This window comes from Geobacillus sp. LEMMY01 (assembly GCF_002042905.1).
Taxonomy (GTDB): Bacteria; Bacillota; Bacilli; order Bacillales; family Anoxybacillaceae; genus Geobacillus; species Geobacillus proteiniphilus.
This window is the reverse complement of record NZ_MVKA01000003.1, coordinates 69,115-81,839: the sequence shown is the minus strand read 5'-3', so window position 1 is coordinate 81,839 and position 12,725 is coordinate 69,115. Positions and strand designations below refer to the sequence as shown.

14 protein-coding genes and 1 pseudogene are annotated in these 12,725 nt (G+C 53.7%); 8 read left to right on the top strand and 7 right to left on the bottom strand.

The window, feature by feature from the left end:
* The 3 genes and pseudogenes from B1A75_RS03170 to pepF all read left to right on the top strand — a co-directional run.
* Positions 1–452, top strand: a pseudogene (locus B1A75_RS03170) (IS1634 family transposase); the annotation flags it as partial.
* 143 nt (positions 453–595) lie between these two features.
* Positions 596–1,465 (top strand): competence protein CoiA family protein, encoded by an 870-nt coding sequence (locus B1A75_RS03165; RefSeq protein WP_254866594.1) that lies wholly within the window; start codon positions 596–598, stop codon positions 1,463–1,465.
* A complete protein-coding gene (gene pepF / locus B1A75_RS03160) occupies positions 1,465–3,288 on the top strand; it encodes an oligoendopeptidase F (RefSeq protein ID WP_033004671.1) in 1,824 nt (607 codons plus the stop codon). Before B1A75_RS03165 ends, pepF begins: the two co-directional genes overlap by 1 nt.
* Before the next feature lie 13 nt (positions 3,289–3,301).
* Here the strand turns inward: pepF and B1A75_RS03155 are convergent, their stop codons facing one another.
* From B1A75_RS03155 to B1A75_RS03135, 5 genes are all read right to left on the bottom strand, one after another.
* Positions 3,302–3,499, bottom strand: coding sequence for a hypothetical protein (locus B1A75_RS03155; protein ID WP_074043790.1), 198 nt, complete (start codon positions 3,497–3,499; stop codon positions 3,302–3,304).
* A 272-nt stretch (positions 3,500–3,771) separates the two neighbouring features.
* Positions 3,772–4,668 (bottom strand): ClpXP adapter protein SpxH, encoded by an 897-nt coding sequence (spxH, locus tag B1A75_RS03150; protein ID WP_074043789.1) that lies wholly within the window; start codon positions 4,666–4,668, stop codon positions 3,772–3,774.
* On the bottom strand, positions 4,661–5,074 hold the full coding sequence (locus B1A75_RS03145) for a globin domain-containing protein (protein WP_042379624.1): 414 nt from the start codon (positions 5,072–5,074) through the stop codon (positions 4,661–4,663). The genes spxH and B1A75_RS03145 overlap by 8 nt, the downstream gene beginning before the upstream one ends.
* Positions 5,075–5,176: 102 nt before the next feature.
* Entirely contained in the window at positions 5,177–5,800 is a 624-nt protein-coding gene (locus B1A75_RS03140) for a lytic transglycosylase domain-containing protein (RefSeq protein ID WP_042379626.1), read from the bottom strand.
* Entirely contained in the window at positions 5,797–6,390 is a 594-nt protein-coding gene (locus B1A75_RS03135; RefSeq protein WP_079935724.1) for a CYTH domain-containing protein, read from the bottom strand. Before B1A75_RS03135 ends, B1A75_RS03140 begins: the two co-directional genes overlap by 4 nt.
* A gap of 135 nt (positions 6,391–6,525) precedes the next feature.
* Here B1A75_RS03135 and B1A75_RS03130 point away from each other — a divergent pair, with 135 nt between their 5' ends.
* The 4 genes from B1A75_RS03130 to B1A75_RS03115 all read left to right on the top strand — a co-directional run bounded on the left by B1A75_RS03130 (position 6,526) and on the right by B1A75_RS03115 (position 9,573).
* Positions 6,526–6,903: a UPF0738 family protein gene (locus B1A75_RS03130; RefSeq protein WP_042379630.1), complete on the top strand. Its 378-nt coding sequence runs from the start codon at positions 6,526–6,528 to the stop codon at positions 6,901–6,903.
* Positions 6,904–7,053: 150 nt separating this feature from the next.
* Entirely contained in the window at positions 7,054–7,692 is a 639-nt protein-coding gene (yjbM, locus tag B1A75_RS03125; RefSeq protein WP_011230330.1) for a GTP diphosphokinase, read from the top strand.
* Positions 7,689–8,504: an NAD kinase gene (locus B1A75_RS03120; protein ID WP_042379634.1), complete on the top strand. Its 816-nt coding sequence runs from the start codon at positions 7,689–7,691 to the stop codon at positions 8,502–8,504. Before yjbM ends, B1A75_RS03120 begins: the two co-directional genes overlap by 4 nt.
* A gap of 157 nt (positions 8,505–8,661) precedes the next feature.
* On the top strand, positions 8,662–9,573 hold the full coding sequence (locus B1A75_RS03115) for an RluA family pseudouridine synthase (RefSeq protein WP_042379637.1): 912 nt from the start codon (positions 8,662–8,664) through the stop codon (positions 9,571–9,573).
* On the opposite strand, the gene prpE is transcribed toward B1A75_RS03115, so the two are convergent.
* Together prpE and B1A75_RS03105 are read right to left on the bottom strand one after the other, a co-directional pair.
* Positions 9,570–10,307 (bottom strand): bis(5'-nucleosyl)-tetraphosphatase PrpE, encoded by a 738-nt coding sequence (gene prpE, locus B1A75_RS03110; RefSeq protein WP_042379638.1) that lies wholly within the window; start codon positions 10,305–10,307, stop codon positions 9,570–9,572. The genes B1A75_RS03115 and prpE overlap by 4 nt on opposite strands.
* A gap of 212 nt (positions 10,308–10,519) precedes the next feature.
* Positions 10,520–11,695 (bottom strand): FtsW/RodA/SpoVE family cell cycle protein, encoded by a 1,176-nt coding sequence (locus B1A75_RS03105; RefSeq protein ID WP_042379640.1) that lies wholly within the window; start codon positions 11,693–11,695, stop codon positions 10,520–10,522.
* Positions 11,696–11,894: 199 nt separating this feature from the next.
* Here B1A75_RS03105 and fabI point away from each other — a divergent pair, with 199 nt between their 5' ends.
* Positions 11,895–12,671 (top strand): enoyl-ACP reductase FabI, encoded by a 777-nt coding sequence (fabI, locus tag B1A75_RS03100; RefSeq protein ID WP_079935723.1) that lies wholly within the window; start codon positions 11,895–11,897, stop codon positions 12,669–12,671.
* Positions 12,672–12,725 lie beyond the last annotated feature (54 nt).

Genomic DNA, 12,725 nt, shown 5'->3' with positions numbered 1-12,725 from the left:
CCCGGTTTGTCCTTGTCACGACCGTTCCGAAGGAATGGAAGGGCCAACCCATGGATGCCCAAGAGATCTTGAAGCTATATAAAGGGCAGATCTCGGTGGAAATGAACTTCGCTTTTTTGAAAGATCCGTTTTTCACGGATGAGATTTACGTCAAAAAACCAGAACGGGTCGCAGTATTAGGCTATTTGTTTCTGTTGGCCTTGGCTATTTACCGCGTTTTTCAGCGCCGAGTGCGTCAGTTTATTACTCCAGAACACCCGTTGAAGGGTCCTGGAGGCCGCAAGCTGACCCGGCCGACGGGACAGGCGATTTTTCAGCTGTTTCAATATGTGAACGTCGTCCTGTTCAAGCTGCCGGATGGGCGCATCCAACGCTCACTGGATCGCTCCCTCACCCCTGATCAGCGAAGGATTCTGCAGGGATTGGGCATGGATGAGAGCATCTACGTGTAACGTGATACGGAACGACCAGCGATGGCAAAAAAAGGATTGCCATCGCTCGTTGTGTTGGTCGGAAAGTTATTCTAAAAAACTAAATAAAAAATTCTTTCTTTCAACCCTGTTAGGGTGCGAAATGTGAGTTAGGAGCCCATCACTTGCGGCGCTCACCGAAATATTCGAGCGAAGTGCAGCTCTCCCGCTTTCAGTGGCTGTTCGCCCATCGTGCCCCGCATTCGGCTGTTCCGCATATATGGTACTACAGCCCAGAGACGAAGCGCTTCATCCGCCTTTTCCGCCCGCTGCCGCTATCGGTGCAGCGCACGTTGACCGCTATCGATTCGATTCCGCTTTCTTCCCTGTCCTTCACCGATTGGATGACCCCCCGTCCACAGCCGCTTCCGCCCGCGTTTTGGGAACGATGGCTCGAACGAAAAAAACAATGGCGGCGGACGTTTCCGCTTTATCCGAACCAAACCGTGCGCCGCATTTGTGCTGATTTTTACCAGGCGGGCATCGTTCCGTCACTGTTTCCGACCGAAGCGGGCTGGCCAGTGCCGCGCGGGTATTTATGGGAGACGGCGCCGTTCATTTGGCAAACGTATGTCCTTTTGTTTCTTCTAGGAAAGACCGGACGGCCGGCAACGGCAGCGTCTTTATTTCAGTGGCTCGACGACAAAATCCGCACCGGCCGCCTCGTTCCGCGCCGGCTGCCGCTTGTCGGCCGGGATACGTATCGTGAGGCCGTCGGCGAGTATTTGCATTGGTTGAGCCTGCTCGGCTATCTCCGCCGCGAAGAGGGCGGCCGACTTCATTTGGTGAAGCCGCTGTCGTTTCCGTCGACCGTCGATCAGATGATTCATCAAGATGCTGCGCTTCTTGATCAAATTCGCCAAACGTCAGCGCTTAGCCGCTATTGGTCATCGCTTGAGTTCGGAGGAGTGGAAAAAATGAGCAGAAAACAGGAAAAGATGAACGGAATGGTGAATAATAATTCGTGTATCGATTATTTGTATAAGGAGGAATGATGACGGTGGAGGAAAAGAAAGCGAAAAAGTCGCTGCCGCTGCGAAGCGAGATTCCGGTTGAGGAAACGTGGCGGCTTGAGGACATTTTTCCCACCGATGACGCCTGGGAAGAAGAGTTCAAACAAGTGAAGGCAATGATTCCGAAGCTTGGCGAATACAAAGGGCGGCTTGGCGAATCGCCGGAAGTGTTGTATGAAGCATTGCAATACCAAGATGAAGTGTCGATGCGCCTAGGCAAGCTGTATACATACGCCCATATGCGCTATGACCAAGATACGACCAACTCGTTTTACCAAGGGCTCGACGCCCGGGCGAAAAGCTTGTACAGCGAAGCATCGAGCGCGATGGCGTTTATCGTGCCGGAAATTTTGGCGATCAATGAAGCGGTGTTGCGCTCGTTTTTGGAACAATACGAGCCGCTTCGCTTGTATGCGCACGCGTTAGACGAGATTACGCGCCAGCGCCCGCACGTGCTGTCGGCGGAAGAAGAAGCGATATTGGCGCAGGCGGCCGAAGTGATGCAGGCGACATCCGACACGTTCAGCGCGTTGAACAACGCTGATTTGACGTTTCCGACGATCATCGACGAAAACGGCGAGGAAGTCGAAGTAACGCATGGCCGGTTCATCCGCTTTTTAGAAAGCACTGACCGCCGCGTCCGCCGCGATGCGTTTTACGCCGTATACCATACGTATGAGAAGTTTCAAAACACGTTCGCCAATACGCTTGCCGGCACGGTGAAAAAAGACAACTTTTTCGCCCGCATCCGCCGCTACAGCTCGGCGCGGGAAGCGGCGTTGGATGCGAACAACATTCCGGAGAGCGTCTATGACAACTTGATCGCCACGATTCACGAACATTTGCCGCTGTTGCACCGGTACGTACGGCTGCGCAAACGAGTGCTTGGGCTTGATGAGCTGCATATGTACGACTTGTACACGCCGCTTGTCCAAGATGTGAAAATGGAAGTGACGTACGACGAAGCGAAGCAATATATGCTTGAAGGGCTAGCGCCGCTTGGCGAGGAATATGTGGCGATCGTGAAAGAAGGTCTTGACAACCGTTGGGTCGATGTGCGCGAAAACAAAGGAAAACGAAGCGGCGCCTATTCGTCGGGAGCATACGGCACCCATCCGTACATTTTGCTCAACTGGCAGGACAATGTGAACAATTTGTTTACACTTGTGCATGAGTTTGGCCATTCGGTGCACAGCTACTATACGCGCAAAACGCAGCCGTATCCGTATGCGCATTATTCAATCTTCGTCGCCGAAGTGGCGTCGACGTGCAATGAGGCGCTGTTGAACGACTATTTGCTGAAAACGATCGATGATGAGAAAAAGCGGCTCTATTTGCTCAACCATTATCTTGAGGGGTTCCGCGGCACGGTTTTTCGCCAGACGATGTTCGCTGAGTTTGAGCATTTGATCCATTTGAAGGCGCAACAAGGTGAAGCGTTGACGGCCGAAATGTTGACTGCTCTTTATTACGACTTAAATAAAACGTATTTTGGCGATGATATTGTCGTGGACAAAGAAATCGGCCTCGAGTGGGCGCGCATTCCGCATTTTTATTACAACTACTATGTGTACCAATACGCAACCGGCTTCAGCGCGGCGATTGCACTCAGCAAACAAATTTTGGAAGAAGGCGAACCGGCGGTGACACGGTACATCGACTTTTTGAAAGCCGGCAGCTCTGATTACCCGATTGAAGTGCTGAAAAAAGCCGGCGTCGACATGACGAGCGCCGAGCCGATCCGCCAAGCGTGCCAAGTGTTTGCCGAAAAGCTGGAAGAGATGGAGCGGCTGCTTGAGAAATGAAACGAATGCGACGCTACAGCCGCATTCGTTTTGACGGAAATCCACGAAACTGATGGCGGCGGTTCCATGTCGCTGCCAGGCCAAGCAAGGAGAGAAACAAAAGCGGCATGGTCGCCCAAAGCGGAAGGAGCCGCATGAGGCCGAACAAGTTCAGGATAAATGCGGCAGCGGATGCTGCTGTCCAAAGAGATAAGACGATGCGCTGCTTCATGGGGATGGCCTCCTCTTTCCGTTTGCCTTAGTTGATTATATGCTGTTTGTCTGCCTGATCATGACGCAGGGCGAATTATGACAATAATGTGAACAAACGAGCAAACGGGTTGCTAATTTGATCGACCATTTGTTAAGATAAAGTTGTGAACGGAAGACAAAACCTGATACCCCTTTGTTTGACCGTGAACAATTTCTCCCATCCCCTTTGTTGTCTTGGCACAAGAAAAAGCCCGGCGTCAGCCGGGCTTTTTCTTGTGCCCGTCCCTGCTGCTAGGGACGAGCCTCATCGATATAGCGCCAAAATGTTCCGTGTTTGACGGGCACCCGCTCAACTTTTTGCTTTAGCTGCAGCTTTTTCATTTCCGTTTCCGCTTCTTGGATCGTCCAGTTGTACACAACGGCAACTTCTTTTGTGGCGACGAATTTAAAATGGCTTAAAAATGATTCCAGCGGAGGAGGAGAGGACGGCTCAGGATGGAAGCCGAGCATTTCGGCGATCAATTCGACGTAGATGTCGTACGGATAGCATCCGGAAATTTTAATGCCTTCGTCTTCAATGTTTTCATTAAACAACACAAGCGTCGGAATTTCGTCGACGTCCATTTCCGAGGTGATTTTTAAATCACATTGAAACGCTTTCGCCGCTCCCGGCGAGTGCATGTCGCGCAGAAATTCATCGACATCCAAGCCCGCTTCGACGGCGCATTCGGCGAGCACCGACAAATCGGCGACATTTTGCTTTTCGAGAAAGAGCTGTTCTTGCAGCTTGCGCAAAAAGCGAAGGCCAGCCCGCTTTCCTTGCATTTCCGCCGCTTTAATGGCAAGCGATGGGGCGAACGGGCTCGAAATCGGGTTTTCGAGCCAAACGCTGCCGTCGCATGACATGCCGGTGCGGCACGCTGCCCACTCCCACGCTTTGGCCATTGCCTCCGGCTTCGTTCCTTTGCGCGCGCTCCATGTCGCCCATGTTCCGCTTAATATGTGCCTTAAGGTAAAAAAACGGCCGTATTCGATTGTCAACTTTTTGATGACTGGTTCAAGCCCCCAGCATTCCGGGCATAAAGGATCGATAAACAAATACAGCTCGAGCGGTTTGTTCGTGTTGCCTAGCGGCTGGGAAGGGTAGCAGGCGGGCGCCGTCGTCTTCCCAGCAAACTTCTCACTCAAGGATATGCTCCTTTCTGTCCAGATGATCTGGGGTGTTGACCATATGGTGGGCGGTGAGTACAAGCCGGTGATAAAACTGTTCGCGCGCCGGCCCGGACAAGCCGATTTCGTCCATGGCTGCCCGCATGCAGGCAAGCCATGCTTCCGCCCGCTTTGGCGTGATTTCAAAGCGGAGATGGCGCGCCCGCAGCATGGGGTGTCCATGCTCTGCCGTGTAAAGCGGGGGTCCGCCTAAATATTGCGTTAAAAACTGTTTTTGCTTGCGGGCGGTTTCCGTCAAATCGTCAGGGAAAATGGGCTGCAAGTCCGGATGCGCGGCCACGCGTCGGTAAAATGCTTCGACAAGTTTCGCAACCGTCTCCTCTCCGCCGATCGCCTCATAAAGGGTTTGCCATTGTTCTCCCATCGCGGATGCTCCTTTTGTTTGAAAATCATTCGTTGTCGTTTGATTGCTATTTTATCAACAGCACGCATGGATCTCAAACAAAGTGACTCGAGCGCCGCTCGTTTATGTGCGGTAGCTTTTCAACACGCGTTCGACATACGCCCGCGTTTCGGCAAATGGCGGCACGCCCCCATAGCGGTCGACGTTCCCGGGTCCGGCGTTGTAGGCGGCCAAGGCGAGAGTGATATTGCCGCTATACCGGCCAAGGAGCTGGCGCAAATATTTTACGCCGCCGTCGATGTTTTGCGCCGGATCAAGCGGATCGTCCACACCGAGCATTTTTGCCGTGCTTGGCATGAGCTGCATGAGTCCAAGCGCTCCAGCCGGGCTTTTCGCATCGGGACGGAAGTTTGACTCATGGCGAATGACGGCGCGGATGAGCTGCGGGTCAACATCGTATTTTTCCGCTGCCGCCGCAATCAAGGCATCGATGGAAGAAGATGCGTTGATTGCGGTGCCCGCTTCATGTTCGAGCGGTGCGCCGCTATGGCCGGCGGGCGCCGGAGGCTGACCGCTTGAGGCGGCTTGAGGCGCCTCGGCAGATGATTCCTCCCCGCGGCTGAGAGATTCGGCAAGCAAGCTTGAAAACAAGGATGAAGCCGGCGATGGCAACAGGCTTGAGCGTCCGGGTGAGAACGCATTGAGCGCCTGCCATTCAACGAGCAGCTTTAATGGCGAAACGGTCATCGTCCTTCCTCCATTTCCTTCATGCGGGCATAAAAGCGGGCGATTTTGTTTGGCGCGGGGCGGCGCGGGATGCCGAGCACCTCAAGCAGGCGCAAAAACCGCTTTTCACCCGCTTCCGCGTGATCCACTTCATATTCAAGTTCGTAATCTTCGTTTTGCAAGTAACGGTTATGGTCAAGGCATAGCGTGCCGCCTTCATGTGGCCATTCGGCGCGGTCGGTGACAAGGGAGCCAAAGCAGCGCACCTCGTGTGGATTGATGCCCAGTTCTGCAAGCAAATCGGCGATCGCCCCGCGCGGCGCCGCTATACCAGCAAGCAACGCTTCCGCTTCAGATAACGAAAGCGGCTCATGGGTTTCCAAAATTGTCCCGTCCGCCTGCGTTTGTTTCAGCGTCAAGGTCAGGCGTCCCTCTTTCGCCCGGATGCGCAGCGCTGCCGCTCGTTCTTTCAGGGCGAATGACGGGGTGTCAAAGTAATGGTTTTCCTGGCGGCGGAAAGCGCCCTCATCGAGGCGGAAGGCGGCGCAGACGGCAGCAAACTCCGCTGCCGTTAACAAGTTTTTCAATTCGATTTCGATTTCTTGATGCATCGTGAATCTCCTTCAGACAGGATAGTCGTCTCCCTCTATTATCAGCTGTTTTTCGGCGAATATCAATTATTTCGTCTGTATAGGGTGAATATGGTAAAATAAAGGGCGGATGGTTGATGCGGAAGGAGAGAAAGCATGAACGAAAAAGTGATTGTTCAGCGGGCGGAGCGGGAAGGCGGCCGGCTTTGGCTGTATGTCAATGATGCTCCGGTTCCGCTTGCCCGCGTGACGCCGAAACGCCATATGCTTGTCGACTCGGATGCGTTGGCGTTTGCGTACATTTTGGAAACCGATGACCGCTTTCTATATGTCATGGTTCCGAAGCCATGGTGGCCTGAGTTAAAGGCGGCGCTTGACGCTCGGGAGCCGGTCTGGCTTCGATGTGGGGAAGCGGCGGTCGAGCTTGAACAGTTTGGAGACGAACTGTCTTATTTGCTTGAAAATATTCGCGGCAACGCCAACTATGGCGAGGCGCTTGAACAGGCGGTGCAAGACGTGTTTTTTGAGCAATAAGCCGGTGGCTTCCCTTTCGGCGCGTTAGAACAGGGAGCGGCCCGGTGAATTCGGCAGATGAGCGGTTCCATCGAGCAGCAAGGCAGAGGCGCGGTTGTGCCCTCTTGACTTTAGCCGCGGGAGATTGAAAACATGTAGGCAGGTGGTACGATGGTAAACCATTGGGATTTGTTTTTAGCTCCGTATAAGCAGGCGGTTGAGGAGCTGAAAGTGAAGCTAAGGGGCATTCGCGCCCAATTCGAGATGATCGAAGCGCACTCGCCGATTGAGTTTGTCACCGGACGGGTGAAGCCCGTCGCCAGCATTTTGGATAAGGCGCAAAAGAAAAACATCCCGCTCGACCGTCTCGAGGAAGAGATGCAAGATATTGCGGGGTTGCGCATCATGTGCCAGTTTGTCGATGACATTAAGACCGTCGTCGAGCTATTGCGCCAGCGCAACGATTTTACGATTGTCGAAGAACGCGATTACATCACGCAAAAAAAAGAGAGCGGCTACCGCTCGTACCATGTCGTCATCCGCTATCCGGTGCAGACGATCCGCGGTGAAAAAAACATTTTGGCGGAGATTCAAATTCGAACGTTGGCGATGAACTTTTGGGCGACGATTGAGCATTCGTTGAACTATAAGTACAGCGGACGTTTCCCCGAAGATATCAAAGTTCGGTTGCAGCGCGCCGCGGAGGCGGCCTACCGTCTCGATGAGGAGATGTCGAAAATCCGCTTTGAAATTCAAGAAGCGCAGGCTGCTTTTTCCCGAAAACAAGAAGCAAAAGGAGAAGGGCAATGAAACGGATGGACGCGCCGCTCGTGTTTGCCATCACGTCCAAAGGCGACGACATATCGAACGCCTTGGCGCAAAAAATGAAAACGTATTTGCTTGACTTTGACTTGCGTTACGATGAAGAGGAACCTGATCTCGTCATTTCGGTTGGCGGCGATGGAACGCTGTTGTATGCGTTCCATCGCTATTGCCATCGGTTGGACAAGACGGCGTTTGTCGGAGTCCATACTGGCCATCTCGGCTTTTACGCCGACTGGGTGCCGGAGGAACTTGAAAAGCTCGTCATCGCCATCGCCAAGACGCCGTACCAAGTGGTCGAATACCCGCTCCTTGAGGTGACGATCCGCTATCTCAACGGCGGAAGCGAGGCAAAGTATTTAGCGCTCAATGAATGCACAGTCAAGTGCGTCAGCGGGACGCTCGTGATGGATGTCGAGATTCGCGGCGACTTGTTTGAGCGGTTCCGCGGCGACGGGTTGTGCATTTCGACGCCGACCGGCAGCACGGCTTACAATAAAGCGCTCGGCGGCGCGATTTTGCATCCTTCGCTTGAGGCGATTCAAGTGACCGAGATGGCGTCCATCAACAACCGCGTTTTTCGGACGATCGGCTCGCCGCTCGTGCTGCCGGCGCACCATACGTGTTTACTCAAGCCGGTCAACCACGTCGATTTTCAAATTACGATCGACCATTTGTCACTGTTGCATAAAGAAGTGAAGTCAATTCAATGTCGGGTGGCCGATGAAAAGGTGCGTTTCGCCCGCTTTCGGCCGTTTCCGTTTTGGCGGCGGGTGCGCGACTCGTTTATCGCCGACTGAGGGAAAGCCCGCCTCCTTGGTTAGGCAAGGCTTCCCGTTTGCGGCGAGGTGATGGTCTTTTGGCACGGTGCCGATTCCGTTGCAGCGGCGTTAAAGAAAGGCGGATGGACACGATGACCAAAAGACGGAGATTTTTTAGTCAGAAAGGTGACGAACATTGCCGCCGTTTACCATGACCTTTTCCATTGATGAACAGCACGACGGAAAGCTGCTGCGCCAGTTTTTGCAAGAGAACGGCATTTCGCGGACGGCGCTTACCGATATTAAATTCCATGGCGGGGCGCTGTTGGTTGACGGGCAGCCCGTCACCGTCCGCCATATGCTGCGCGCCGGCGAGACACTGTCGGTTGTCTTTCCGCCGGAGCGGACAAGCGATTGGATGGACGCCGAACCGATGCCGCTTGACATTCTGTATGAAGACGATTACGTCCTTGTTGTCAACAAACCAGCGGGATTGGCGACGATTCCGTCGCGCCACCATCCGGGCGGGACGCTCGCCAATGGCTTGCTTCACCATTATCGAAAGCAGCAGCTCGACTCGACCGTCCATATCGTCACTCGGCTTGACCGCGACACGTCCGGGCTCGTGCTCGTCGCCAAGCACCGCCATGTTCATCATTTGTTGTCGGCATTGCAACAAAAAGGGCACGTTGTGCGCACGTATGAGGCCATTTGCCATGGCGTCATCGTCGAGGATGAAGGGACGATTGACGCCCCCATCGGCCGCCAAAGCGACAGCATCATTGCCCGCGAAGTGCGGGAAGACGGGAAGCCGGCTGTCACTCATTTTCGTGTACTGGAGCGGCTTTATGGCTATACATACGTTTCGCTCCGGCTGGAGACGGGGCGCACGCACCAAATCCGCGTCCATTTGGCTTATCTCGGCCACCCGCTCGCCGGCGATGAACTGTACGGCGGAAGCCGGGAGATGATCGGCCGCCAGGCGCTTCATAGCCGGCAGCTGTCGTTTTTTCACCCGTTTGCCGGGCGCTGGTATACATTTTCCGCCCCGCTTCCTGACGATATGGAGCTCCTCATCGAGGCAGCGCGCAGACGGTGCGCTGATTAGGAGAACGTGCGGAATTTTTCTGGAACGAACGGCATTGAGGAAGGAACGGAGACCGTTTCCATTTCCGGATAGCGCAAGGCGGTCAGCGTGCCGCCGAATACGCAGCCGGTGTCGATGTTGACCGTCCGCCCGACAAACCGCGGTTTTTCGACCGGCGTGTGGCCATATACGACCCATGCGCTGCCGTGATACCGTTTCGCCCAGTCGCGGCGCACCGGCGTCCCGTCCGGGTTCGTTTCGCCGGTGATGTCCCCATACAGGACGAACGTCTTGACTTTTTTGTCCGTCCGCCCGATATAGTCGTGACGGATGCCGGCGTGGGCGATGACAAGGCGCCCCTCATCGAGCACCGCATACAGCGGCGCCTGTTCATACAGGCGGATGAACTTGCGGCGGATCATCTCCTGTTCGCTTGGAGGCAAGGAGCGGTACTCGGCGACGGTCGTCTCAAGCCCGTGGGCGATTTGCACGTTTCGTCCTAAAAAAAAGCGGTACAGTTTATTGCAATGGTTGCCCGGCACGTAATGGGCGAGGTTCCGCTCGATCAGAGTATAGACGATTTCGATCATTTTCAGCGATTCAGGACCGCGGTCGGTCAAATCGCCGACAAAGCCGAGCTTTCGTCCGTCGGGATGAATCGGCACCCCTTCGTCCCAATGGTAGCCGAGTGTTTCCGTCAATGCGGCGAATTCGCGGAAGCAGCCATGAATGTCGCCGATGATGTCCACCTGCATAGGATGCGCTCCTTTCTAGCCCGAATCGTTATACTACCAGTATGTCCGTTCGACAAGGAAAAGAAAAAGATGAGGCAGCCTTGCTCTACCCCAGCGAAGGCGTGCGAGCGGAGGCGCTGTCCAGGAAGCAGAGGCCACGGCGGAGAACGGGACAAAGAAGGGTCATTGGACCAACGGCCAAAATAAAGCCGCCTGCGGACACAGCAAGCGGCTTATTCATCGCTCGCGAACATAAACTTCCGCGTTCGCGAATGAACGTTTAAGACGAGGCCGATCGCCAGCATGTAAGTCGCCAGCGAGCTTCCTCCATAGCTGATGAACGGAAGCGGCAACCCCGTGATCGGCAAAAGTCCAATCGTCATGCCAATGTTTTGGAACACTTGGAACGTAATCATGCCCGCGACGCCGGCGCATAAATAGCTGCCGTATAAATCGTTGCTCTCCAAGGCAATATGGATCATGCGATAAATGAGCAGGAAAAAGAGAGAAACCACGATGCTTGAGCCGACAAATCCGAACTGTTCAGAGATGACGCCAAACACAAAGTCTGTGTGCGCCTCCGGCAAATAGACTTGTAAGTTGCCCAACCCTTTCCCATACAGTTCCCCCGACCCAATGGCCATGAGTGAACGGATGAGCTGGAAGCCTTGCTCGTTGGAATATTCATATGGAGCCAGCCAGCCGTAAAACCGGTTCAACTGGTAATCTTCTTTAATAATGTATTTATGGAAGAAATCGGGAAAATAAAAGAAAATGAACACAACGACTGCCACCATTGTTACACCGGAAAAGACGATGCCGAAAATGATGCGCCAGCGGATGCCGGAAACGAGCACCAAGGTGGCGGTGATGGCCATAAACACCATCGACATGCCCATGTCCGGCTGCTTGGCGAGCAAAATGAGCGGCGGCAAGACGGTCAAAGCGATTTTGCCAAGCAATTTAAAATCATCGCTGATCGTCGGTTCGGGATATTTTTCCCGATGGTTGACGATGATGCGACTTAGGACGATGATCATAAAAATTTTCATCAGTTCGGACGGCTGAAAATTTCCTCCGGGAAGCTTGTACCAGCTCGTCGCCCCCTTAATGGTTACTGATCCTGGGACGTTCAATTCCAGCCCAAGCAACAGCAACATCCCGAATCCATACAAATACCAAGCGATTTGAAACAGCCGATCATAGTCAATGATCATCGTCAAGGCGATAACGACAGCGCCGATGGCGTACCATTGCAGCTGTTTCGAAGCGAAGTTGACGTTTTGCAGTTTCTCCGGCAGCATCGGTTCTGCGCTATGGATGGCGATGGCGCTGACGACCGCCATCAAGAATAAAAGGAACAGCATATGGTAATCAAGCTTCGATTTGGAAAAACGATCATGATCCATGGAACGATCCTCTCCATTCAAATGTGCCATATACCATATTAGCGAATCGCGCCGGTTTTGCAAAGTGGGAAAAACCGCCGCCAGCATGAAGGAAATCAGAAGGCAAAAGGGAAGCGTGCATTTACATCGTCCGCCGCATCGCCTATAATAGAATTAACACCTGGTGCTAAGAATAAATGATAATTGGGAGGATGAACGAATGGTCTTATCGTTGGAAGGACGTACATATGTCGTGATGGGGGTGGCGAACAAACGAAGCATCGCCTGGGGCATTGCGCGTTCGCTTCACGCTGCCGGCGCTCGGTTGGTGTTTACGTATGCCGGAGAGCGGTTTGAAAAAGAGGTGCGGGCGCTTGTGGATACGCTTGGGGACGAACGTTCGCTTCTGTTGCCGTGCGATGTGTCAAAAGATGAAGACATCGTTCAATGTTTTGCGCAAATCAAACAACAAGTCGGCGTCATCCACGGCGTCGCTCATTGCATCGCCTATGCCAATAAAGAAGACTTGAGCGGTGAGTATATGAACGTAAGCCGCGAAGGCTTTTTGCTCGCCCACAACATCAGCGCGTATTCGCTCACCGCGGTCGCGCGTGAGGCGAAAGAGCTGATGACGGAAGGCGGCAGCATCGTCACCCTCACGTACTTAGGCGGCGAGCGCGTTGTGCAAAACTACAACATTATGGGTGTGGCGAAAGCGTCGCTTGATGCGAGCGTGAAATATTTGGCGAACGATTTAGGCAAATACGGCATCCGCGTCAATGCCATTTCCGCCGGACCGATTCGCACGCTGTCGGCTAAAGGGGTGAGCGATTTCAACTCGATTTTAAAGCAAATCGAAGAACGCGCCCCGCTCCGCCGGACGACGACCCAAGAAGAAGTCGGCGATGCGGCGCTGTTTTTGTTCAGCGACTTGTCGCGCGGCATCACCGGGGAAATTATTCACGTTGACTCTGGATACCATATTTTAGGATATTGAAATGAACGAGCAGCCGTTCCTGTTGATGGAGCGGCTGTTTTTTGGTTGACTTGG

Coding starts and splice junctions, on each gene's coding strand:
- B1A75_RS03155 (WP_074043790.1), bottom strand. CDS start 3,499: ATGAAGCAGCGCATCGTCTTATCTCTTTGGACAGCAGCATCCGCTGCC.
- B1A75_RS03135 (WP_079935724.1), bottom strand. CDS start 6,390: ATGCATCAAGAAATCGAAATCGAATTGAAAAACTTGTTAACGGCAGCG.
- B1A75_RS03130 (WP_042379630.1), top strand. CDS start 6,526: ATGAACGAAAAAGTGATTGTTCAGCGGGCGGAGCGGGAAGGCGGCCGG.
- B1A75_RS03120 (WP_042379634.1), top strand. CDS start 7,689: ATGAAACGGATGGACGCGCCGCTCGTGTTTGCCATCACGTCCAAAGGC.
- prpE (WP_042379638.1), bottom strand. CDS start 10,307: ATGCAGGTGGACATCATCGGCGACATTCATGGCTGCTTCCGCGAATTC.
- B1A75_RS03145 (WP_042379624.1), bottom strand. CDS start 5,074: ATGGGAGAACAATGGCAAACCCTTTATGAGGCGATCGGCGGAGAGGAG.
- pepF (WP_033004671.1), top strand. CDS start 1,465: ATGACGGTGGAGGAAAAGAAAGCGAAAAAGTCGCTGCCGCTGCGAAGC.
- fabI (WP_079935723.1), top strand. CDS start 11,895: ATGGTCTTATCGTTGGAAGGACGTACATATGTCGTGATGGGGGTGGCG.
- B1A75_RS03105 (WP_042379640.1), bottom strand. CDS start 11,695: ATGGATCATGATCGTTTTTCCAAATCGAAGCTTGATTACCATATGCTG.
- B1A75_RS03140 (WP_042379626.1), bottom strand. CDS start 5,800: ATGACCGTTTCGCCATTAAAGCTGCTCGTTGAATGGCAGGCGCTCAAT.
- yjbM (WP_011230330.1), top strand. CDS start 7,054: ATGGTAAACCATTGGGATTTGTTTTTAGCTCCGTATAAGCAGGCGGTT.